Origin of the sequence: Microbacterium esteraromaticum, from assembly GCF_028747645.1 — a bacterium.
In the GTDB taxonomy this organism is placed as follows: Bacteria; Actinomycetota; Actinomycetes; order Actinomycetales; family Microbacteriaceae; genus Microbacterium; species Microbacterium esteraromaticum_C.
In genome coordinates this window covers 184,915-207,206 of the sequence record NZ_CP118100.1, presented here as the reverse complement: position 1 = coordinate 207,206, position 22,292 = coordinate 184,915, and the positions used below count along the sequence as shown (strand labels likewise).

Annotated in this window: 16 protein-coding genes; 6 read left to right on the top strand and 10 right to left on the bottom strand. The window is 68.7% G+C overall.

The genetic code is table 11. The annotated features are described in order from the left end of the window. Window positions 1-166: 166 nt before the first annotated feature. Complete coding sequence (locus PTQ19_RS00920) at window positions 167-1,267, top strand: TerC family protein (protein ID WP_274368097.1); 1,101 nt, start codon at window positions 167-169, stop codon at window positions 1,265-1,267. Here the strand turns inward: PTQ19_RS00920 and PTQ19_RS00915 are convergent. The 3 genes from PTQ19_RS00915 to PTQ19_RS00905 form a co-directional block, all read right to left on the bottom strand. After that, window positions 1,190-1,858: a hypothetical protein gene (locus PTQ19_RS00915; RefSeq protein ID WP_274368096.1), complete on the bottom strand. Its 669-nt coding sequence runs from the start codon at window positions 1,856-1,858 to the stop codon at window positions 1,190-1,192. The two genes, PTQ19_RS00920 and PTQ19_RS00915, sit on opposite strands and share 78 nt — an antisense overlap. A gap of 28 nt (window positions 1,859-1,886) precedes the next feature. Beyond that, window positions 1,887-7,562, bottom strand: a complete 5,676-nt coding sequence (locus PTQ19_RS00910) for a metallophosphoesterase (protein ID WP_274368095.1) — start codon at window positions 7,560-7,562, stop codon at window positions 1,887-1,889. 168 nt (window positions 7,563-7,730) lie between these two features. After that, on the bottom strand, window positions 7,731-8,672 hold the full coding sequence (locus tag PTQ19_RS00905) for a LysR family transcriptional regulator (protein WP_274368094.1): 942 nt from the start codon (window positions 8,670-8,672) through the stop codon (window positions 7,731-7,733). Between the two features lie 123 nt (window positions 8,673-8,795). Between PTQ19_RS00905 and PTQ19_RS00900 the strand changes: the two genes are divergently transcribed. The 3 genes from PTQ19_RS00900 to PTQ19_RS00890 are packed head-to-tail and all read left to right on the top strand — an operon-like array spanning window position 8,796 to window position 11,415. Next, window positions 8,796-9,782, top strand: a complete 987-nt coding sequence (locus tag PTQ19_RS00900) for a DUF1852 domain-containing protein (RefSeq protein ID WP_274368093.1) — start codon at window positions 8,796-8,798, stop codon at window positions 9,780-9,782. After that, complete coding sequence (locus PTQ19_RS00895) at window positions 9,779-10,840, top strand: methionine synthase (protein ID WP_274368092.1); 1,062 nt, start codon at window positions 9,779-9,781, stop codon at window positions 10,838-10,840. Before PTQ19_RS00900 ends, PTQ19_RS00895 begins: the two co-directional genes overlap by 4 nt. 2 nt (window positions 10,841-10,842) lie before the next feature. Continuing rightward, a complete protein-coding gene (locus PTQ19_RS00890; RefSeq protein WP_274368091.1) occupies window positions 10,843-11,415 on the top strand; it encodes a flavin reductase family protein in 573 nt (190 codons plus the stop codon). 50 nt (window positions 11,416-11,465) lie between these two features. Here PTQ19_RS00890 and PTQ19_RS00885 read toward each other — a convergent pair whose 3' ends face one another. Both PTQ19_RS00885 and PTQ19_RS00880 read right to left on the bottom strand, forming a co-directional pair. Next, complete coding sequence (locus PTQ19_RS00885) at window positions 11,466-13,169, bottom strand: ABC1 kinase family protein (RefSeq protein ID WP_274369008.1); 1,704 nt, start codon at window positions 13,167-13,169, stop codon at window positions 11,466-11,468. Window positions 13,170-13,189: 20 nt separating this feature from the next. Beyond that, the gene (locus PTQ19_RS00880) at window positions 13,190-13,759 is read right to left on the bottom strand and encodes a PadR family transcriptional regulator (protein ID WP_206822669.1); all 570 of its coding nucleotides are present in this window, start codon (window positions 13,757-13,759) and stop codon (window positions 13,190-13,192) included. Window positions 13,760-13,866: 107 nt separating this feature from the next. On the opposite strand from PTQ19_RS00880, the gene PTQ19_RS00875 reads away from it, so the two are divergent. Then, window positions 13,867-15,432 carry an SDR family oxidoreductase gene (locus PTQ19_RS00875; protein WP_274368090.1) on the top strand — a complete coding sequence of 522 codons (1,566 nt, stop codon included), beginning with the start codon at window positions 13,867-13,869 and terminating at the stop codon, window positions 15,430-15,432. A gap of 119 nt (window positions 15,433-15,551) precedes the next feature. On the opposite strand, the gene panB is transcribed toward PTQ19_RS00875, so the two are convergent. The 5 genes from panB to PTQ19_RS00850 all read right to left on the bottom strand — a co-directional run bounded on the left by panB (window position 15,552) and on the right by PTQ19_RS00850 (window position 19,998). Then, complete coding sequence (gene panB / locus PTQ19_RS00870) at window positions 15,552-16,421, bottom strand: 3-methyl-2-oxobutanoate hydroxymethyltransferase (protein WP_274368089.1); 870 nt, start codon at window positions 16,419-16,421, stop codon at window positions 15,552-15,554. Then, window positions 16,418-17,281: a pantoate--beta-alanine ligase gene (panC, locus tag PTQ19_RS00865; RefSeq protein WP_274368088.1), complete on the bottom strand. Its 864-nt coding sequence runs from the start codon at window positions 17,279-17,281 to the stop codon at window positions 16,418-16,420. Before panC ends, panB begins: the two co-directional genes overlap by 4 nt. After that, window positions 17,278-18,015, bottom strand: a complete 738-nt coding sequence (locus PTQ19_RS00860) for a DUF2520 domain-containing protein (protein WP_206550739.1) — start codon at window positions 18,013-18,015, stop codon at window positions 17,278-17,280. The genes panC and PTQ19_RS00860 overlap by 4 nt, the downstream gene beginning before the upstream one ends. 173 nt (window positions 18,016-18,188) lie before the next feature. Further along, window positions 18,189-19,175, bottom strand: a complete 987-nt coding sequence (locus PTQ19_RS00855; protein WP_274368087.1) for an acetylxylan esterase — start codon at window positions 19,173-19,175, stop codon at window positions 18,189-18,191. Between the two features lie 61 nt (window positions 19,176-19,236). Next, a complete protein-coding gene (locus PTQ19_RS00850; RefSeq protein ID WP_274368086.1) occupies window positions 19,237-19,998 on the bottom strand; it encodes an IclR family transcriptional regulator in 762 nt (253 codons plus the stop codon). Between the two features lie 96 nt (window positions 19,999-20,094). Between PTQ19_RS00850 and PTQ19_RS00845 the strand changes: the two genes are divergently transcribed. After that, the gene (locus PTQ19_RS00845) at window positions 20,095-22,257 is read left to right on the top strand and encodes a malate synthase G (protein WP_274368085.1); all 2,163 of its coding nucleotides are present in this window, start codon (window positions 20,095-20,097) and stop codon (window positions 22,255-22,257) included. The last annotated feature ends 35 nt before the right edge of the window (window positions 22,258-22,292 follow it).

Genomic DNA, 22,292 nt, shown 5'->3' with positions numbered 1-22,292 from the left:
TGTCAAGAGGTGGGAGCCCACTTGACGGCAAGAACGCTGACGTGTTTTCATCGTTTCGAAGGGGAGTAATCCTCGCTTCGCATCGTCAGTACGCTCCCGAGTGGGATCCGGTGCGAAGAGCCCCCGGGCCGATGAGACCTTCACGATTCTCGTGGAGGTCTTTGTCATGTCTGTTCCCCTGTGGGCCTGGTTCGCCGTCTTCGGCGTGATCCTCGCCATGCTCGCGACCGATCTGGTCGCGCACCGCAAGGCGCACGTCATCGGCGTGCGCGAAGCCGCAGCCTGGTCGATCGTCTGGGTGACTCTGGGAGTGGGCTTCGGCGTCGTCGTATGGTCGCTGTGGGGTGCCGAGTTCGGTCAGCAGTACTTCGCCGGGTATCTGATCGAGAAGTCGCTCGCCGTCGACAACGTCTTCGTCTGGGCGATCATCTTCGCCGCCTTCGCTGTTCCTCGTGAGTATCAGCACCGGGTGCTGTTCTTGGGAGTACTGGGGGCCCTGGTCTTTCGCGGCATCTTCATCGCCGCGGGTGCCGCACTGATCGACAACTTCTCGTGGGTGCTGTACCTGTTCGCCGCGTTCTTGATCTACACCGGTTGGCACATGTTCCGCTCGCGCAACGAGCACATTCAGCCCGAGAAGTCGCGGATTCTGCGGGTGTTCCGCCGACTGGTTCCGATGACCGATGCGTACCACGGGCAGACATTCCTCATCCGCAGGGCGGGGGCCATCGTCGCCACTCCCCTCCTCGCCGTTCTGGTGCTCGTCGAGGTCACCGACATCATCTTCGCCGTCGACTCGATCCCCGCCATCTTCGGCGTCACCAACGAGCCCTTCCTCGTGTTCACCGCCAACGCCTTCGCGATCCTCGGCCTGCGGGCGATGTACTTTCTGCTGGCCGACCTCGTGCACCGTTTCGTCTACCTCAAGGCGGGGCTCTCGTTCGTGCTGGTCTGGGTCGGCATCAAGATGCTGCTGCTCGATGTCATCTACATCCCGACGACAGTCAGCCTCGTCGTGGTCGCCACGATCATCGCCGTCTCGATCATCGCCAGCCTGCGCGCGACGCGCGGGCAGGGCCGACACGAGGTGCAGACACAGGCGGCCGGTGTCTTCCGGGTCGCCACCGAAGATGAACTCGCGGCGACCGAACCACTGTTTCGGGCGCGCAGACGCCGCAACCGGCCCGCCTCAGTCGACCGAGCGGCGGCGGTAGAGCACAGCACCCGTGGTGATCAGCCCTCCGGCGAGCACGATCCCCAGCGGTAGCAGCCAGGCGGCCTGGCCCGTCGTGGCCAGGTCGCCCTCGGCGCCGGCATCCGATCCGTCGCCGCCGGCATCCGACCCGTCAGCGTCGCCGTCGGAACCGTTGCCCTCACCGTCGCCACCCGAGCCGTCGCCACCCGAGCCATCGCCCTCACCGCCCGAGCCGTCACCGTCGCCGCCCGAGCCGTCACCGTCGCCGCCGGAGCCGTCGCCCCCATCGCCACCACCGGCGCTGCCGTCGAGCATGGCGACATAGCGCTCCCCCTCTGCCGGGGTGCTGGCCAGCCAGTAGTTGAGCCCGGCGGGCAGCGCCGCACGGAAGGCCGCGGTACCCTCGGCGTCGGCGACCACCTCGGCGACGTAGGCGATGTCGCCCTGCGCCGGCGCGTGCGGATCGGCATCCGCGTCGAGTACGAGCACCGTCGTGGTGGCCCCGGCGAACTCCGTCCCGAAAGCGATCCGCACCTCGGCGACGCCCTCGCTGGTCGTCGCCTCGTGCTCGGTGGCGCCTGCCGCCTGTGCTCCGGCGAGCGCCAGCACGGCACCGAGAGCGAGTGCACCACCAGCGCGCATCATGGTGTTCTTGATGTTCATGAGTGTGTTCTCCTCGCCTCTGCGACGACTATCGGACGTTGACCAGTGCGGGGCGCTGCGTGTCGGCATCCCACCGCCAGGTGCCCTCGAAGTCCCAGCCGATTCCTTCGTAGGTGGCCTGCAACTGAGCTGCCTCGGCCGTTACCGTCTCACCGTTGCGGGTCTCGCGCCCCTCATCGGTGACGGTCTGCCCCGTGAGGGCGATCGTGTCGACGGCGAGGTTGTCGATGAACGTGGCCTTCTCGGTGCCGAGCTCGCGCGCAGCGATGCGTCCGGCGTGCGACGACGCCGTGATCGACGCGTTGAGGGCCACCGACTGAGCCACGGTGGTGGTGGCGTACGAGTACCCCACCAGACCACCGGCGTTCTGGTTCGCGACGACCTCGACGGCGCCGGTCGCATACACGCGCTGCGTCAGGCTGCCACGGCCCGCGATTCCTGCGATCCCGCCGGCCTGTCGCCCGGCATTCGCCGTCACGTCGGCCTGCGAGTACGTGTCGCGCACCGTTCCGAAGAGGTACCCGACGACACCGCCGACCGTGGATGCGCCCGTGATCGATCCGCTCGTGAGCGCCTCGGAGACGACGCCGCTCTCGGCTAGGCGATCGACCAGCAGGCCCACCTCGGCCGACGACGCTGAGACGGCGGCATCCGCCAGCGCCACCTTCTGCACCGTGCCGGTGACCTCGGCGAAGAGCCCACCCGCCGACGATGTGTAGCCGCTGAGCGTGTGACCGCCGCCATCGAATGTTCCCGAGAACGTCGCTGCGACGCGCACGTCGCTGCCGCTCAGGTCGATGTCGGCGACCAGCCGGTAGTGCTGTCCTGGATATGCGGCCATCTCGGCGAAGTCGGCCGCCGCGTCGATCAGGTACTCGCCCTGCTCGCCGGTCGGCAGGTTCGGCCCGGCCTCCCCTGGCTCTTGCTGGTCGCTGTCGTCGCGCCCACGGGCGTCACCGACCCCGATCAGCAGCGGTCGTTCGCGCTCGTTGCTCCACTGCCACACGTCGGCGCTGAAGCCCAGGGTCTCGCGATAGAAGCCGAAGCTCTCCAGCTGAGCGGTCGTGGCGGTTCCGCCGTGCAGGTTCGTCGTCGACGGCGCAGCCGTGTCGGTCTGAGTTGCCGCGGTGGTGGCATCCGATGCCCAGTTGTTCTCGAGTGTCGCGGTGTTGCCCGCCAACACCCGCCCCAGGACCCGGTGGGCCCACGACGGGGCCGTCACCGTCTGACCGAGAGAGAGGCTGTCGCGAATCGCCGTGCCAGTGTATGCGTATCCGAAGACGCCGCCGGTGTTGCGGCTTTCGGCAGCAACCGAACCGCTGGCGTACACCCGCTCGCTGAGCGAACCGGCCAGGGCGACGCCGATCGCACCGCCGACCTCAGTGGTCGTACCATGCACCGTCGCGGTCGTATAGGCGTCGCGCAGCTCTCCGCTGGAGTCACCCAGGATGCCACCGACGCGGCTGGGCGCGGTGATCTCTCCCGTGGTATACACCCGTTCGACGACGCCGGTGCTGACGTTGGCGAGGATGCCCGCCCGCGCCACCGAACCGCTCACCTGGGCGTCCTCGATGCCGAGGTCGTGGATGTAGCCGCCGTTCTTGTCGAACAGGCCGCCCGCCTGGGACCGCAGACCGGTGATGATGTGGCCTGCACCGTCGAGCTCGCCGGTGAACGGCACTCGTGCGGCAAGCGGCGCAAAGGACTCGTCGGTGAACGTGATGTCGTCGGTGAGCACGAAGCGCTCTTCCGGGAACTCCTCCATCATGCGCAGTTGCTCGCCATCGGCGACCTCAAAGAAGCCGTCTTCGTTGGTCGGCAGATCGGGTGCGGGCTTGACGTACTCTTCCGGGTTCGAGCGCAGCACCGGGCGCTCGGCGTCGGCGTTCCAGATCCAGACGTCATCCAGGTTCCACCCCAGGGTGGTGCCGAAGTGCTCGGGCGTGCCGGCAACGGCTGCGGAAACACGGGCACCCTTGAGGTTGTCGGCGGCCGGGGCGTCAGACAGCGATTCGGCCGAGACAAACGTCTCGTCAGAGGCGTGGTTGTTCTCCAGTGTCGCCTGGTGACCCGAGAGCACCCTGCCGAGCACGGCATGCGCGTAGCTGGGCGCGGTCACCGCGACGTTCAGCGACATCGCATTGCGGATGCTGGTCTCGTTGTAGCCGTATCCGACGACACCACCGGTGTTGCGGGTATCGGCCGAGACCGCGCCCGACGAGTAGACGTTCTCGGTGGTCGAGCCGGCCAGCGCCACTCCAATCAGTCCGCCCGATTCGGTGCGCGTGACGTGCACGTCGGCGGTGGAGTAGCTGTCGCGGATCTGCCCCGACGAGTCACCGACGAGACCACCGGCGCGCGACGGCGCCGTGATGGAACCGCTCGTCCACGACCTTTCGATGGTGCCGTTGTTGACATCGGCGAGAATGCCGACGGGGCCGATCGCCGACGAGGCATCCGCGCCGACGACTGCGAGATCACGGATCGTGCCGTCGTTGGTCTGGAACAGCCCGGCGCCGTTGAGTCCGGACGACACATAGCCGCTGACGGTGTGGCCGCGACCGTCGAAGACACCGTTGAAGGGTGTGGCACCCGAGCCGATCTGGGTGCGCTCCTCACCGTCGAGCTGCAGATCGTTCATCAGGGCGTAGTGGGCGTCGGGGGCGTGCACGATCTTCTCGACGTCGGTCCAGGTGCGCAGCTCGTACGGGCTCTCGGCGGTTCCCTCGCCGGGCATTCCCTCGCGTACGAGGATGCCCTCGGCGAGCTGCCGTCCGGTGTCGAGGCCGTCCCAGGCGAACAGGCGCACCGTGTTGTCGGAGCGCACGGGCAGCGGCGAGTCGAACGCGACGAGCTGCTCGGTGCCGCGGTGATCGAGCTCTACGGTGGCGGTGCGCACATCGAGCAGCGTCTCGCCGGTGAGGTCGTAGGCCGCAGCGATCAGGGTAGCGTCGTCGCGGGCGCCCTCAGTGCTGAGCACACCGATCTCTGCGAGCGAGCCATCGACGACGTCGTGCGAGGTGACGCGGAACTCCGCCTCGGGCTTGCTCACCGCGAACTCGTCGACCAGTTCGCCGTCGATCGTGTAGACCCGGGCCTGAAGTTCACCCTCAACGGCTTCGAGCACGAGGCCCGTCTGCGTGTCGACGTCGTACACGGTGTCGTCCCACCACTGCGCCTGGTTGTCGTAGAACTTGGGGCCGCTCGACCCCATCGTGACGAAGGTGGTGCCGCGGTCCTTGAGTGCGTCGTCGGTCACGAGCTCACCGTCAAGCATGGTGCTGCGCTTGTAAACGTGGTCATGACCGCCGATGTGCAGTCCGACGCCAAGCTGGTGCAGCGTCTGGGTGATCTTGGCGCGGGCCACCGACATGCCGGCATCGCCGCTGTGCCGGCCTCCGTAGTAGGGGAAGTGCCCCATCACGACGTTCCATTCGGCGTCGCTGGCGCGCACATCCTGTTCCAGCCAGGCGAGCTGGGTGTCGAGGTCGTAGTTCGAGTTCAGCACCGAGAAGTGGATGCTGCCCCGGTCGAACGAGTAGTTGCTCTCACCGATCTCGCTGCCGTTCTTGGGCAGGTCGAACATCGAGCTGAAGATGCGGCTGCGTTCGACCGACAGCGCTGCGCTGGTCTCGCGGTCGCCGTACGTCTCGTGGTTGCCGACCATGGGGGCGAACTGCAGGTCGAGGTCTTTCAGCGAATGGTCGAACGTACCCTGCCACTGTGCGGCGTTGCCGCCGTTGTCGACAAGGTCGCCGACCTGGATCACGGTGTCGCCGCCGGCGCGCTGCGCGCGCAGCTGGTCAAGCATCTGCGCCGGCAGTTCGAAGTCGGCCTGCGCGCCGCTGTTGACTTGAACATCACCGAGCACGTACACGGGTGCGTCTTCGGCACCACCGGCGACGAACTCTCCTCGCACGTCGGTCCACGGGCCATTCTCGGTGACGCCGAAGCGGTACTCGTAGCGGGCGCCGTCGTCGAGGCCGCTCAGGTCGAACTCGTGACTGCGCAGGGCATGGGCAGTGATGCTATCCAGGTAGGTGTCGGCCTCGGTGGCGATGGAGTTGACCTCGAAGACGCGGTCGTTGGACGATGCGACTGTCTCAGCCCCCAGGCCGAACAGTGCACCGACGGGCGCGATCTTGGCCCAGGCCTTCTCGACGGCGATGTCGGTGGCCACGCTCAGGCCGGCCTCGCCGGCCTCGGCGCCTACAGTGGCAACGGTGCCCAGGTGGCGGAAAACGGCCTCGGGATCGAGGTCGGTGGCCGCGACCTGGATGCGGTGCACCGTCGCCGCGGTGTTGCCCTTGTTGTCGGTGGCTTTGATCACGACGAAGTGGTCGTCGTAGCCCTCCACGGTGAACGAACCGTCGGTCACCGTGAGCCGGTGCTCGGAGTTGTAGACCTCGACCGTCGTGGCCGGGTCGGTGCCACTGTCGTCGGTGGCAGTGAAGGACGGAAGAGTGATGCGCTCGCCTTCTTCGGCATGCTCGGGTGCGGCGGCATCGACAATGATCTGCGGTGCGTAGTCGGCACCGCGCACCGTCTCGCCGACCCAGATCGGGGCCGAGACCAGCTGGGCGCCGTCGGCCTGTGTGGCCTTGACGAAGTAGTAGTCGCCGTCTGCGACGTCGAGGGTCACGTCGAGGTTCTGCACGGCACCGCTGAGGGCTCCGAAGTCGTGCGCCACGCGGCCGGCGTTGCTGATGATCTGCACCCGGGTGAACGAGTCATCGGCATCCGGATCGGCGACCTGCACGACCGCATCGATCCGGGCGGTGTCGGCGGGAAGGATCGACCCCATCATCTGGTCGTTCGCGCTGAACGCGAGAATCGCGTTCTCGTCGAGCGTCGAGTACATGCTGCGCTCGTTCATCGCCCGGTGCACGCCGTCGAGCGACTTCTCGTCTGCCCAGACACCCGTCAGTGCCGGGTTGGCGCTGACCCAGTTGGCGCTGTGCTCGTCGCCGTTGAAGACGGGTGCGATGTGCCATCCGTTGTCGAGGGCGAGCTGCCACTGGGCGTCATAGGCGGGACCCTTGTGCTCAAACAACGACATGCGCGCGTCAGCCTCTGGGGTGAGGTGCGCGAAGTGGTCGAAGTTGCCCTTGCCGGTGGGTGAGGGATGGTTGAACTGGCCGATGACCTCACCGTCGGCCGCGAGGCGCGCATAGAACGTGGGCAGGTCGTACATGAAGTCGCCGACCGGGAACGCGCCTCCCAGGTTGTCGCCCGACCCGCGCACGTAGCCGGGTGCGGTGACGAACCACTCGGCGTTGAACAGGTTGATGTGTCCGGTCGAGTCGTACCAGGTGACTTCTTCGCCGGGCACGGCCACCAGGTCGCTATTGCCCGAGGCGTTGTGGCGTTCCGCGCCGCTCTTGAGGTATTTCCACTCGTTCGAGTGCGCGTGCTCGTGATCGTCGACCCAGTCGTCTGCCGAGCGCACGTCCATCGTCACGTCGTGCTCGCTGGCCGAGAAGAAGTCGACGTCGGTGTTCTCGGCGACGTAGGTGTAGGCGTCCTCAGGCAGCTTCACCCCGTCGCTGATCGACGTGTGCGAGTGGAACTCTCCCGTGTAGTGGGTCTTGCCCAGGAACGTCGGATGCGCACTGGTGCCATCGATCGCGGCGTCGGCCGCGTGCGCCGTCGGGGCGGTCAGCAGCGTGGCCACCAGTCCGAGCGCGACCGAGCCGGCGACCATCGCCCCCGCGCGTCGCCCCGCGCGGACCCCGCGCGGCCGGTCGCGCTGAAAGGCACGACCACGAGTGACAGGAGCAGAGGCAGGGGTCAGTACGCGCACTCGCTCGACCGTAGGGTGAGCACACGAACCGGTTGCATCCGCCGCGCGAACGGCAGGTGAACCTCTGCCTCAGCCGAGCACCTCGACACCGAACCCCGCGACGACCGCTCGCACTTCGGCGAGGTAGCGCTGCGCCTGCTCGGTGAGCGGGATCGCGGCATGGTCGATCCAACCGATCTCGATGCTTTCGTCGACGTCGAGCGGGATGGCGACGATCGCGGGGTCGAGCTCGTCGCTGATGATGCCCGTCGAGATGGTGTACCCGCCGAGACCGATCATCAGGTTGAAGATCGTCGCCCGGTCGGACACGCGGATCTCCTGCTTGCTCGACAGCGTCGAGAGGATCTCTTCGGCGAAGTAGAACGAGTTGTTCACGCCCTGATCGAACGTGAGTCGGGGGAGCTCGGCGAGGTCGTCGAGCGTGACCCGCTCTTGCGCGGCCAGGGGGTTGCCCCGCGAGATGAAGATGTGCGGCTCGGCGAGGAAGAGCGGGTGGAACACGAGCCCCGAATCGCGCAGGAGCTTGTCGATGACCCGGCGGTTGAACTCGTTTCGGTACAGGATGCCGATCTCGCTGCGTAATGTGCGGACATCTTCGATGATGTCCCACGTGCGTGTTTCGCGCAGTGAGAACTCGTATTCGGCCGCGCCGCTGGCCTTCACCATCCGCACGAACGCGTCGACGGCGAACGAGTAGTGCTGGGTCGAGACGCCGAGCAGTCGCCGGGACGGCGCCCGACCGAGATAGCGCTGCTCCAGGAGCGCCACCTGCTCGACGACCTGCCGTGCGTAGCCCAGAAACTCAGCACCATCAGGCGTTAAGGTGACGCCGCGCGCAGAGCGGACGAGGAGTGCCCGGCCCACACGAGCCTCGAGTTCCTTCATCGCCGCCGACATCGTGGGCTGCGCGACGAAGAGAAGATCAGCCGCGGCAGAGATCGACCCCTCCGCTGCGACGTCGATGAAATAGCGCAGTTGCTGCAGCGTGAGACCACTCGATCCTTGTGCCATAGGCAAACTCTATGGCAACCCATACCCAAGTCGAGTTACCCGATATCCGAGTGCCTCACGCACGATGGATCAATCTTCTCCCGGAGGCCGCACCAGGCCCCCTCGACACCGGATTGGCCCCTCATGGCGGACGACTTCGCTTTCAGCATCACCACCACTCGCTTCGACGAGGACTACTCCCCCTCGCAGAGCTCGCGCGCGACGACGAACTTCGCCAACCTGGCCCGGGGCGAGCACCGTCAGGAGAACCTGCGCAATGCGCTGACCATGATCGACCGTCGCTTCAACGACCTCGCCGGCTGGGACAACCCGGACGGCGACCGCTACACACTAGAGCTCGACATCGTCTCGGCGCAGCTGGAGTTCACCGCAGCAGACGAAGACCGGGAGTTCCCGCTGCTCGAGGTGCTCGACATCTGGATCGTCGACCAGCACACCGGCGCCCGCCACCACGGCATCGTCGGCAACAACTTCTCGTCCTACGTGCGCGACTTCGACTTCAGCGTGCTGCTGCCCGCAATCAAGTCCGCCGACGCCGGCATCCCCGACGACTTCGGAGACCTTCACGGCAAGCTGTTCGCGCACTTCCTGGCATCCGACGCCTACCGGGAGCGCTTCGAGAAGCTGCCCGTGATCTGCATCAGCGTCTCGACGAGCCGCACGTACCGCCGCACCGGCAACCACCACCCCGTTCTCGGCGTCGAGTACGAGCAGGACGACTCGTCGCTCACCGATGACTACTTCGGCAAGATGGGGCTGCGGGTGCGGTACTTCATGCCCCGTGGCAGCGTCGCACCGCTCGCCTTCTACTTCCGTGGCGACCTGCTGGGCGACTACTCCGACCTGGAGCTCATCGGCACGATCAGCACCATGGAGACGTTCCAGAAGATCTACCGTCCCGAGATCTACAACGCCAACGCGGCTGCTCCGGCTGTGTACCGCCCGAGCCTGCAGCAGCAGGACTACTCGCAGACGCGGATCGCGTACGACCGGGTCGAGCGCAGCCAGCTCGCTGTCACCCAGGGCAAGTACACCGAAGAGCACTTCATCACCCCGCACAAGGATGTCCTTGAGCGGTGGGCCGCCGACTACCTCACCCCCGCCGCATGACCGGCCACGAGGCGTCGAGCGCGCACACGCTCCTGCCGACCTCCACCGTCGGCAGCCTGCCGAAACCGTCGTGGCTCGCGCAGCCCGAAACCCTCTGGTCGCCGTGGAAGCTGCAGGGCACCGAGCTGGCCGAGGGCAAGCAGGATGCTCTGCGCTCGGCCGTGCAGGAGCAGACGGCGCGCGGTATCGACATCGTCAGCGACGGCGAGCAGACCCGCCAACACTTCGTCACGACGTTCATCGAGCACCTCAGCGGCGTCGATTTCGAGCAGCGTGAGACCGTGCGCATCCGCGACCGCTACGACGCGAGCGTGCCCACCGTCGTCGGGGCGGTCACGCGCGAGCGGCCCGTGTTCGTCGACGACGCGAAGTTCTTGCGCGCCGCGACCGTCCGCCCCATCAAGTGGGCTCTGCCCGGCCCGATGACGATGGTCGACACCCTGCACGACGCGCACTACCGGAGCCGCGAGAAGCTGGCGTGGGAGTTCGCGACGATCCTCAACCAAGAGGCCAGAGAACTCGAAGCCGCCGGCGTCGACGTCATCCAGTTCGACGAGCCCGCCTTCAATGTCTTCTTCGATGACGTCAAGGACTGGGGTGTCGCGGCGCTGGAGCGCGCGGTAGAAGGGCTGCGCGCCGAAACGGTCGTGCATATCTGCTACGGCTACGGGATCACGGCCAACAACGAGTGGAAGACGACGCTCGGGTCGGAGTGGCGGCAGTACGAGGAGTCGTTCCCGTTGCTGCAGCGGTCGAGCATCGACACCATCTCGCTGGAGTCGCATCACTCTCGTGTGCCGACCGATCTGATCGAACTGCTGCGTGGCAAGAAGGTCATGCTCGGCGCCATCGACGTCGCGACCGAGCAGGTCGAGACCCCCGAAGAGGTCGCCGACACACTGCGAAAGGCGCTCGCGTTCGTCGATGCCGACAAGCTCGTCGCGAGCACGAACTGCGGCATGGCTCCGTTGCGTCGCGATGTCGCACTGGCGAAGCTCAGCGCGCTCAGCGCGGGCGCGAGCATCGTTCGCGAAGAACTCGCGGGTCGAGGAGTCTGACCGTGTTCCACGCGTATCCCGCCGCGGCGTGGGCCGAGGAGTCGGCGCACGGCTTCTCGGCCTCGCTCTCGGCTGACGAGTTCAAGGCACTGTTCCGCGGACACCCTGGTGGCGTCGCCGTCATCACCGCGGATGCCGGCGACGGGCCGGTCGCGCTGACCGCCACGTCGGTCGTGTCAGTCAGCGCCGAACCGCCGCTGCTGATCTTCTCGGTCTCGGCCCTGTCGTCAGCATCCGACGTTCTCTCACGCGCGGAGAGCGTGGTCGTTCACCTGCTCGACGCGCAGGATCTCGACCTCGCCAAGCTCGGCGCGACCGGTGGCATCGATCGCTTCGCTCAGACGCACCGCTGGTCGCGCCTGAGCACCGGCGAACCCGTGTACGCCGGAGTGCGCGCGTGGGTGCGGTGCGCCGTCATCAATCGCATGGATGCCGGAACCTCGACCGTCATCGCCGCTCATGCGCTCGAGTCGCACATCGAACGCGACGTCGATCCCGGTGCTCCGGGCGACGCACTGGTCTACCACAACCGCGGGTGGCACCGGCTGAGCGCGCAGTCGCGCATCGAGCGCTGACGCGCCCCGCCCTGACGCGCCCCGGGCTGCCCCATCCCGACCCGCAGAACCTACCGCCGCCCGAACACCGCGTGCAGGAGCGGCAGCACCGAAACGCTCATGAGCGTGACCCCGAGCCAGGTGACCGGCCCGAGCAGAAGCGCGCCCCCGATCAGCAGTCCGCCGAACAACACTGCCGACACGGCCCGCACCGCCACGCGGATGATCCGGTCGAGTCGGTGTTCCAGGCTGGAGATGTCGAAGGTGAGGGTGCCGGCGTCGAAGCGGTCGATGAGTCCGTCCACGCGTGCGGGCATGCGCCACAGCGCACCCATGTTCGCGGTCGACTGCGCGACGAGATCCTGCACCAGGTTTCCGCTCTCGTCGCGCAGCAGCTTGGTGGCATACGGCTCGACGGGCTCCCAGATGTTGAACGACGCATCCAGCGCGCTGCACATGCCCGAGGTCAGCGAGACGGCGCGCATGAGCAGCAGCAGCTTCTCGGGCAGTTGCACGGGCAGGCTGCGCACGGTGTCGCCGAACTCCATGCCGAACTGGCGCAGCTCGTCGGGGTCGACGTCGCGCAGCTCGCTGAAGCCCATCCCTCCGAAGCGGGCGAACAGCACGGTGAGAGCACGTTCGAGCTGAACCGTGTCGGCCGACGGCAGCAGCACGCCGATCTGCTGCGCGGCGCGCACGAGCCCCTGACTGTCGCGCGCGGCGACGGCGATCACGAGCGTGCGCAGCCCGGCGCGCAGGTCGTCGGGTACCTCGGCCATCATGCCGAAGTCGATGAACGTCAGCCGCCAGCCCCGCGCACTGGCGTCGAGCGGGGTGACGAAGATGTTTCCGGGGTGCGGGTCGGCATGCACGAACGAGTGGGTGAAGACCTGATCGAGCATGACGCCGGCGAACACTTGGGCGATGTCGGCCGGGTCGATGCCGGCGGCACGCAGCGCCACCGTGTCGTTGATCTTGATGGCCGTGACGTCTTCGAGGGTGAGCACCCGGCGCGTACTGCGCTCCCAGACGATCGCGGGCGCACCGACGCGGTCATCATCGATGAAGTCCTGCGCGAAGCGCTCAGCACTCACGGCCTCGTGCAGGTAGTCGATCTCTTCGTGGCAGGTCTGCGCGAACTCCTCGACGAGCGCGGGCGCATCGACGCGGTCCGAGACCATGCGCACCCGCTGGGCCCAGCGGGCGACCCGCCGCAGCGCCGCGAGGTCGACCTCGACGATCCGGTCGATGCCGGGACGCTGCACCTTGACGATCACCGCGTCCAGACCGGTCTCGGCCGCATCCGCGGGCAGCAGGGTGGCGCGGTGCGCCTGACCGAGGGATGCCGCGGCCACGGGCATCCGATCGAACGAGGCGAACGCCCGCTCGAGCGGCATGCCGAGTTCAGTGTCGGCCACCACGCGGATCTGATCGAACGGCACCGCGGGCACCTCGTCCTGCAATGCGGCAAGTTCGGCCGTGATCTCGGGCGGCAGCACGTCGAGCCTCGACGACATGAACTGGCCGATCTTGATCATCAGCCCGCCCAGCGCCACCGCGAGCGTGCGGAAGCGACGGGCGAGCGCCAGCATCCGATCGTCGCGCGTGCGTTCGGCGACATGCGCCATCCCCACCCGGGGCAGCACGAGTTCGAACCACCAGATCTGCACGAACGCGCGCGCCGCGAAGCGCAGGATGCGCCGGTAGCGGGCGCGTCCCGCGGCATCCCTGCCGGCGCGCGGTTCGGCGACGCGCGAGTCTCGGGCATCCGCCATCGACGCCCCCTCGTCGATCGTCACCCTTCGGCGAGAATCGCGTACAGCTTGCGGCGCGCGTCTTCGAGCACGGCGACGCCCTCGTCGACCTGTTCGGGGGTTCCGGTGCGGGCGAGCTGCGCGGTGGCGCTGGCGAGCTCCATGCCGGCCTTGGGAAGCAGGGCGAGGTGCCCGGGCGCGCGGTTGCCGGCGTTCTCCCACGGGGCGGGCTTGGCGGCGGCCTCTTCCGACTCGGCGATACCCGCTTCGGTGAGCGAGTAGGTCTTGCGGCCACCCTGCTCTTCGGCGGTGATCAGGCCCTCATCGGCGAGCAGCTGCAGCGTCGGGTAGACCGATCCGGCGCTCGGCTTCCAGGCGCCGCCCGAACGCTCGCCGATCTCGCTGATGATCTGGTAGCCGTGCATCGGCTTCTCGGCGAGCAGCGAGATGACGGCCGCACGTACGTCGCCGCGGGCCATGCGCGAGGTGCCGGGACGCTGCTCGAAGGTGCTGCGCAGCTGGTCCATCGCCTCCCACACACCCGCGAGCGGGTTTCCTGCGCCGTTGCTGGCTCCGAAGCCGAAGCCGCCACTGGGGAATGCGTTGCTCATGATGTCCTCCTCGAATTGGACGATGGTTAACGATATGTCGCTATGAATCGTTCGGCAAGGGCGGGTCGGCCTTTCGCCGTGCGGCTCACTCGACCTACCCTGTGTGCATGAGCGACCTGACCGCACCGACCGGCCGCGAACGCGAACTGCGCGCGGCGCCCCGCGATGACGGCACCGCACCGCGCGCGCTCGTCCTCGGCGCGACCGGGTACATCGGCGGGCGCCTCACACCCCGCCTTCTGAGCGCCGGCTACCGCGTGCGCGTGCTTGCGCGCGACGCGGCCCGCGCACGCTCGTTCGCGTGGGGCGACGACGTCGAGATCGTCGAGGGAGAGGCGCAGAACGCGGATGCCGTCACCCGGGCCATGCACGATGTGGACGTCGTCTACTACCTGGTGCACTCCATGGGCGGCGGCAAGGACTTCGACGCCCGCGATGCCGAGGCCGCGCACGCCGTAGCGGATGCCGCCGCGGCATCCGGGGTGCGTCGGATCGTCTATCTGGGCGGCCTGCACCCGGACGGCGCCGAGCTGTCGCCGCATTTGCGCTCGCGCGTGCAGGTGGGTGAGATCCTGCTCGCCTCGGGAGTGCCCACGCTGGTGCTGCAGGCCGGCGTGGTGATCGGCTCGGGATCGGCGTCGTTCGAGATGATCCGCCACCTCACCGAGGTGCTGCCGTACATGCCCGCCCCCAAGTGGGTGCGCAACCGCATTCAGCCGATCGCGATCCGCGACGTGCTGCACTACCTGCTGGGCGCGGCGCGGGTGGATGCCACGGTGAACGCCGCGGTCGACATCGGCGGCCCCGATGTGCTGCGCTACGGGCAGATGATGAACGGGTACGCGCTCGAAGCGGGACTGCCGCAGCGGGCGATCGCGGCTCTGCCGGTGCTGACCCCTCGCCTGGCGTCGCTGTGGGTCAACCTGGTGACGCCGGTGCCGCGGGCGATCGCGCGCCCGCTCGTGGAGTCGCTGCAGAACGAGTGCGTGATGAAGAACCGGGCGATCGACGACCTGATCCCCGGCCCCGAAGGCGGGCTGATGCCCTACCGGCGGGCGGTGTCGCTGGCGCTCGGCCGGGTCGACGCGGATGGCGTCGAGACGAGTTGGCAGGATGCCGAGGTGTCGGGCGCCCCGAGCGACCCGTTGCCGAGCGACCCGGACTGGGCGGGGCGGACCGTGTTCACCGATGAGCGCACCGTGCACACGAGCGCGCCCGTGGCAGAAGTCTGGCGGGTGATCGTGGGCATCGGCGGGCAGAACGGCTGGTACTCATCACGGTTCCTGTGGGCGCTGCGCGGCATCATGGATCGCGTGATCGGCGGTGTCGGTCTGCGACGCGGGCGGCGCAGCCGCACCCGCGTGCGCCCCGGAGACGCCGTGGACTTCTGGCGGGTCGAGGCGGTTCACGAACCGACCGCTGATGCAGAAGCGGGCGGCCTGCTGCGGTTGCGGGCCGAGATGAGAGTGCCCGGCGCCGCGTGGCTCGAGCTGAGAGCGGTGCCGGATGCCACGGGCACGCGCTACGAGCAGCGGGCCGTGTTCTTTCCTCGCGGGCTCACCGGACGGCTGTACTGGCTGGCCGTGCTGCCGTTCCACGGGTTCATCTTCGCCGGCATGGCGGCGCGCATCACGGCCGCGGCCGAGTCGGGTGCCGCCGGTTCGGCTGGGTGACACCCGCACCGAGTTGGAGTCACGTACGTTTGGCGGGGAATTGTACGGATGCCAGCGGCATACTCGGCGTGTCGCCCGCCAGACGTTCACACTCCCGCCAAACGTACGGCGGACCGCCGTCAGCGCCGATCGAGCAGTTCGCGCAGGCGCTGCTCTTCAGCATCCGCCATCGTGTACCCGTGCTCGGGCGCGGGGTAGGCACCCGACCGCACCTCGCGCGCGTAGGCAGCGACGCCGTCGATCGCGGCGTCGCGCAAGTGGGCGTAGCGCTTGACGAACCGGGCGGCGGGGCCGTCGTAGATGCCGAGCAGGTCGTGGAACACCAGCACCTGCCCGTCGGCGCTGGCACCGGCGCCGATGCCGATCACCGGGAAGTCGACGCGGTCGACGATCGCCGCCGTGACGGGCGAGGGAACGGCTTCGACGACCAGTAGCGAGCATCCGGCGTTCTGCAGTGCGATGGCGTCGTCGATCACGGCGATCGCCGCCTCGGCGGTGCGTCCCTGCGCGCGGTAGCCGCCGAGGGCGGCGACGCTCTGCGGGGTGAGTCCGACGTGGCCGACGACGGGGATGCCCGCGTCGACGAGGGCGCGGGCCCGGGCGACACTCGTGCCGCCGCGTTCGATCTTGACCAGGTCGACACCGGCCTCTTTCACGAAGCGCTGGGCGGTGGCGAGCGCGAGGGCGTCGGATGCCTCATACGAGCCGAACGGCAGATCCCCGACCAGCAGGGGCGCGTCGAGTCCGCGGCGCACAGCCCTGGTGAGCACGAGCATCTCGTCGACGGTGATCGGCACGGTGCTGTCGTAGCCGAGCACGGTCATCGCGGCCGAGTCGCCGACGAGGACGAGGTCGACGCCCGCTGCCTCGGCGATCTGCGCGCCGGGGTGGTCGTACGCGGTGACCATCACGAGTGGTTCGCCGGCGCGTTTCTTGGCGGCGAGGTCTGCGAGGGTGACGCGTCGGCGCGGGGCGGCGTGGGTGCTCATGACGGCTTCTTCGGCGAGGCGGTGAGGAGGTGGTTGTCGATCAGGCGGGCGTCGCCGACGCGCGCGGCGACCGCGAGCAGGGCGTCGTCGTCGACACGGGTGAGCGCGCGCAGGTCGGTCGCGTCGCGCAGTTCGAGGTACTCGGGGGTGATCCCTGCGGCGTCGAGCACCCATCGAGCGGCGGCCACGAGGGTGGCCGCGTCGCGTTCGCCCGAGCGGTGCAGGTCGGATGCCACCGTGAGCGCCCTGTTCAGTGCAGTCGCCCGGCGGCGGGCATCCGCATCGAGGTAGATGTTGCGCGAGCTCATGGCGAGCCCGTCGGGTTCGCGCACGGTGGGCAGCGCCTCGATGCGCACGTCGAGGTCGAGGTCGCGCGCGACGCGGCGGACGACGAGCACCTGCTGGGCGTCCTTCTGCCCGAAGTAGGCGGTGTCGGGCCGCACGATGCCGAGCAGTTTGGTGACGACCGTGGCGACCCCGTCGAAGTGGTGCGCACCGCGGGCGGCGCCGTCGAGCACGTCGGTGAGCCCCGAGACGTGGATGCTGGTCGCGAAGCCGTCGGGGTAGATCTCGGCCACATCGGGGGCGAAGAGCACGTCGGCGCCGGCCTGCTCGGCCAGGGCGGCATCGCGGTGCTCGTCGCGCGGGTAGCGGCTGAGGTCTTCGGCGGGGCCGAACTGGGTGGGGTTGACGAACAGCGAGACGACGACGAGGTCGTTGTGCTGCCGGGCGTGACGCATGAGCGAGAGGTGCCCGTCGTGGAAGGCGCCCATGGTGGGCACAAGGCCGATGCGCCCGCCACGACTGCGGGTGTCGCGCACGGCGGCGCGCACCTCGGCGATCGTGCGGACGATCTTCATGCGGCGGGTCTGTCGGTGAGTGCGCGGGTGCGATCGGCGAGTGCGTCGAAGAGCTCGTCGAGCCCGGCCGCCTCGGCGACCTGGCGCTGGCGGGCGACGGTGGCCTCATCTCCGCGGGCGATGGGGCCGGTGAGCACGGGGCCCGCCCCGGTGGCGACCCAGTTGTCGACGCTCTGCCGAATGAGTGGTGCCAGCAGCTCGCGCGCGTCGGCGGGCGGGATGTTCGCCCGCTCGGCGAGTTGCTCGGCGGCGTCGAGCACGGTGAGCACGAAGTTCGACGCGAACGAGGCCGCGGCGTGGTACTCGGCGCGGTGCACGTCATCGATCGCGATCGGGCGGGCTCCGAGGGCGCGCGCGATGCTGTCGGCTGCGGCGAGCGCGTCGGGAGTGCGTCCGGCGATGGCCGCGGTGATGCCGTGGAAGATCTCGGGCGGCTCGGTGCCGATGAAGGTCTGGAGCGGGTGGATGCTGAAGTCGACGTCGTCGAGGGGTGTCGCGCCCGAGGCGTGACCGATGAGGCGGGCGAACGGTCTGGTTGCGCGCGCGGTCTCGCTGATGGCGGCGTCGGGGACGCAGAGGAGGGCGATGTCGGCGCGGGGCGGGGTGCCCGGCCCGAGGGGGCCGAAGACGCGGAAGCGGGCGGCGCGGAGCGCACGAGCCAGTGTGGTGCCGAGGCGACCGGCGCCGATGATGGCGATGGTCGTGTCGCTCGGGGCGGGTGCGAAGGACGTCATTGTGATTCCCAAGAACAGGCTGATGGGGTGTCACGAGTATGCGCCCGCATGGGCTTGCTACCAAAATCTGGGAGCAAAAAGCGCAGCTCGCCACGCACGAGCATGCACTTACGCCACGAGAAGGGGCCCCACTCTTGCCTTTTCGCTCTGCCCGTCGCCGTTCGGGAGGGCGTTTACCCGGCGGAGACGGGCTCCCCCACGTGCGCGGCGAGGAACTGCGCCTGCGGCGCCCAGTGCACGCCGAGGCCGCCCTCGTGGTCATTGAACGGGTACTCGATGATCTCGGCGTCGGCCGCCCAAGCATTCTTGGCCGCGTACACCGTGGAGGGCGGACAGGTGGCATCCATCAGCGCGACCGAGAACAGCGCTGGCGCCGTCGCCCGGCGGGCGAAGGTGACGCCGTCGAAGTACGACAGGGTGTGGAAGACCGGCTCGACGGCGTCGCGGTGCACCGACAGGTAGCGGACGACCTCTTGGTAGGGGTCGCGGTCGGTCATGCCGATCGCGCGTTCGAAGTGGCACAGGAACGGCACCTCGGGCATCACGGCGATCAGCCCCTCGGTGAGGCCGGCGACGGCGATCGAGATGCCCCCGCCCTGGCTCGAGCCGACGACGGCGACACGGCTGGCGTCGACGCGGTCGAGCGAGCGCAGTGCGTCAACGGCGAGCACGCCGTCGGTGAACACGCGGCGGTAGTAGTAGTCGTGCGGGTCGAGGATGCCCCGGGTCATGAACCCGGGCGACGACGAACCGGTGCCGTGCGGATCGGCGGTCGAGCCGCCGTTGCCCCAGACGCTGCCCTGGCCACGGGTGTCCATGCGCAGGTACGCGTATCCGGACGATGCCCAGTGCAGTTGCTCGTGGGCGACACCGCGGCCGCCGCCGTACCCGACGTACTCGACGATGCCCGGCAACGGGCCGTCGATGTGCGCGGGCAGCACGAGCCAGGCGTGCACGGGATCACCGGCATAGCCGCTGAAGGTGACGTCGTAGACCTCGACCGTGCGCAGAGGAGAGTCGACCCGGCGCAGCACGGGCGGGGTCGCGACGGCGCGCGACTCGGCGAGGGTGCGCTGCCAGAACTCGTCGAAGTCGGCCGGTTCGGTCACGTCGGGCGAGTAGGTGCGCAGCTGCTCGGGCGGCAGGTCGAAACGCGGCATCGGGGCATCCTTCGAGTCGGGGTCGAAGGAAGTGTATCGAGCACCGCAGGTGGCGCGCGGCTCAGCGGCCGGCAGCTGCCAGATGCTCGGCCGCCTGCGTCAGCGCGTCGACAACGTCGGGCACCCGGGCATCCGTGATGCGGGCGGCGGGACCCGATACCGAGATCGCGGCGGGCTGACCCAGTCCGGGCACGGCGACGGCGATGCAGCGCACGCCGACCTCTTGTTCGCTGTCGTCGGCGGCGAACCCGCGGCTGCGCGATCGGCGCAGGTCGGCGATGAAGGCATCCGGGTCGGTGAGGGTCTGCGGGGTGAAGCACGGCAGCCCGGTACGGGCGATGAGTGCGCGAACGTGCGGTTCGGGCATGGTCGAGAGCATCGCCTTGCCGACGCCGGTCGAGTGCGGCAGCACGCGCCGTCCCACCTCGGTGAACATGCGCATGCGCTGACGCGAGGCCACCTGTCCGGCATACAGCACGAGGTCACCGTCGAGCACGGCGAGGTTGGCGGTCTCGTGAAAGGCGTCTTCGAGCTGCCGCAGTGCGGGTAGTGCGGCATCGGCCAGCGGCGGCACGGCCTGCTGCCCGAGGGCGATGAGCCCGGCGCCGAGGGCATAGCGGCGGTCTTCGAGCTGGCGCACGTAGCCGAGGCCGTGCAGTGTCTTGAGCAGGCGGTGCGCGGTCGGCACGGCGAGGCCGGTGGCGGCGGCGAGCGCGGCGAGCGCCTCTTCTCCCCCGGCGTCGGCGAGGGCTTCGAGCAGGGCGAAGGTGCGGGCGACGGACTGCACGCCGGCGGGTGCGGGAGAGCTGTCGGATGCTGTCACACGTTCCACGATATGAAATCGGCGCTCCGAAATCGAGCATCCTGCCTACCGTGGGAGTCAGCGCCGTCCGGGCGCCCGCAGGGAAGGACAAGGACTGTGACCACGTACCTCGACCGTGCCGGCCTGTCGGTCGCCGATCCGATCGCCGAGTTCGCCGAGACCGCCCTGGCCGATGCCGGGCTCGATGCGAGCGCCTTCTGGAGCGGCGTCGCCGAGATCATCCACGACCTCGCGCCGCGCAATGCCGAGCTGCTGCGCATCCGCGATGACCTGCAGCAGCGCATCGACGCGTTCCACCGGGCGTCCCCCGGGCGTCCCGACCCGGCGCAGTACCGGGCGCTGCTCACCGAGATCGGCTACCTCGTTCCCGAGCCGGCACCGTTCCGGATCACGACCGAGAACGTCGATCCCGAGATCGCGACGATGGCCGGCCCGCAGCTCGTGGTGCCGCTGCTGAACGCGCGCTTCGCGCTGAACGCCGCGAACGCCCGGTGGGGGTCGCTGTACGACGCGCTCTACGGCACCGATGCGATCGAGCAGACCGTCGAGCTCGCCCCCGGCCGCGAGTACAACGCCGCTCGCGGCGCCGAGGTGATTGCACGGGGTCGCGCGCTGCTCGACCAGGCGGCGCCGCTCACCGAGGGTTCGCACGCGGATGCCACCGGCTATCGGGTGGATGCCGAAGGCCTGGCCGTGGCGACGGCATCGGGCATCCGACGTCTGAGCGACCCGGCGACGTTCGTCGGCTTCGCGGGGCCGGCCGATGCTCCGACGTCGGTGCTGCTGCGCCATCACGGACTGCACGTCGAGATCGTCATCGATCGCGACGGCGCGATCGGGCGGACGGATGCTGCGGGCGTGCACGACGTCGTGCTGGAGTCGGCGACCACGACGATCATGGACCTGGAAGACTCGGTCGCCGCCGTCGACGCCGACGACAAGGCGCTCGGGTACCGCAACTGGCGCGGGTTGATGGATGGCACGCTGACCGAGACGGTGCGCAAGGGCGGGCAGTCGTTCACGCGCCGGCTGAACGATGACCGCCGGTACACGACGCCGTCGGGCGGTGAGTTGGTGCTGCCGGGCCGGTCGGTGCTGTTCGTGCGCAACGTCGGGCATCTGATGCGCACCGATGCCGTGCTCGATGCCGACGGCGATGAGGTGTTCGAAGGCATCCTCGATGCGATCATGACCGCGCTGGGTGCGCTGCCCGACCTGACGGGCGCGCGGCGCGGTGCGAACTCGCGCACCGGATCGATGTACATCGTCAAGCCGAAGATGCACGGTCCCGACGAGGTGGCGTTCGCCGTCGAGCTGTTCGGCCGAGTCGAAGCGCTGCTGGGGCTGCCCGAGCGCACGCTGAAGGTCGGGATCATGGATGAAGAGCGGCGCACGTCGGCGAATCTGGCGGCGTGCATCGCGGCAGCATCCGACCGGGTGGTGTTCATCAACACCGGGTTCCTCGATCGCACGGGCGATGAGATCCACACGTCGCTGCACGCCGGGCCGTTCCTGCCGAAGTCGGGCATCAAGGCGCAGCCGTTCATGCAGACCTACGAAGACCGCAATGTCGCGATCGGGCTGGCGTCGGGTCTTGGCGGGCGGGCGCAGATCGGCAAGGGCATGTGGGCGATGCCCGATCTGATGCACGACATGCTCGAGCAGAAGATCGCTCACGTGCGTTCGGGGGCGTCGACGGCGTGGGTGCCGTCGCCGACGGCGGCGACACTGCACGCTCTGCACTATCACCAGGTCGACCCGTTCGAGGTGCGTCAGACGCTGCCGGCATATGAGCCGTCATCGCTGGATGTGCTGCTGCAGCCGCCGCTCGCCGACGCGGGCGATCTGACGGCCGACGTCGTCGCGACCGAGCTCGATAACAACGTGCAGTCGATCTTGGGGTACGTGGTGCGGTGGATCGATCAGGGCGTCGGATGCTCGAAGGTGCCCGACATCCACGGCGTCGCCCTCATGGAAGACCGCGCGACGCTGCGCATCTCGAGCCAGCTGCTGGCGAACTGGCTGCAGCACGACGTGATCACCGAGGCCGACGTCGACGCTGCTCTGCAGCGCCTCGCGCCCGTCGTCGACGGGCAGAACGCATCGGATGCTACATACGAGCCCCTCTCTGGTGCTGGGCCGAGGATCGCGTACGCCGCCGCACGGCGACTGATTCTGGAAGGCGCCAGCCAGCCGAGCGGATACACCGAGCCGCTGCTGCACGGCATGCGACGGGAGAAGAAAGCGGTACTGGTGTAGGTGGGACGTGCGGATGCGCGCAAGCCATACAGGCG

Coding starts and splice junctions, on each gene's coding strand:
- PTQ19_RS00920 (WP_274368097.1), top strand. CDS start 167: ATGTCTGTTCCCCTGTGGGCCTGGTTCGCCGTCTTCGGCGTGATCCTC.
- PTQ19_RS00915 (WP_274368096.1), bottom strand. CDS start 1,858: ATGAACATCAAGAACACCATGATGCGCGCTGGTGGTGCACTCGCTCTC.
- PTQ19_RS00910 (WP_274368095.1), bottom strand. CDS start 7,562: ATGGTCGCCGGCTCGGTCGCGCTCGGACTGGTGGCCACGCTGCTGACC.
- PTQ19_RS00905 (WP_274368094.1), bottom strand. CDS start 8,672: ATGGCACAAGGATCGAGTGGTCTCACGCTGCAGCAACTGCGCTATTTC.
- PTQ19_RS00900 (WP_274368093.1), top strand. CDS start 8,796: ATGGCGGACGACTTCGCTTTCAGCATCACCACCACTCGCTTCGACGAG.
- PTQ19_RS00895 (WP_274368092.1), top strand. CDS start 9,779: ATGACCGGCCACGAGGCGTCGAGCGCGCACACGCTCCTGCCGACCTCC.
- PTQ19_RS00885 (WP_274369008.1), bottom strand. CDS start 13,169: ATGGCGGATGCCCGAGACTCGCGCGTCGCCGAACCGCGCGCCGGCAGG.
- PTQ19_RS00880 (WP_206822669.1), bottom strand. CDS start 13,759: ATGAGCAACGCATTCCCCAGTGGCGGCTTCGGCTTCGGAGCCAGCAAC.
- PTQ19_RS00875 (WP_274368090.1), top strand. CDS start 13,867: ATGAGCGACCTGACCGCACCGACCGGCCGCGAACGCGAACTGCGCGCG.
- panB (WP_274368089.1), bottom strand. CDS start 16,421: ATGAGCACCCACGCCGCCCCGCGCCGACGCGTCACCCTCGCAGACCTC.
- panC (WP_274368088.1), bottom strand. CDS start 17,281: ATGAAGATCGTCCGCACGATCGCCGAGGTGCGCGCCGCCGTGCGCGAC.
- PTQ19_RS00860 (WP_206550739.1), bottom strand. CDS start 18,015: ATGACGTCCTTCGCACCCGCCCCGAGCGACACGACCATCGCCATCATC.
- PTQ19_RS00855 (WP_274368087.1), bottom strand. CDS start 19,175: ATGCCGCGTTTCGACCTGCCGCCCGAGCAGCTGCGCACCTACTCGCCC.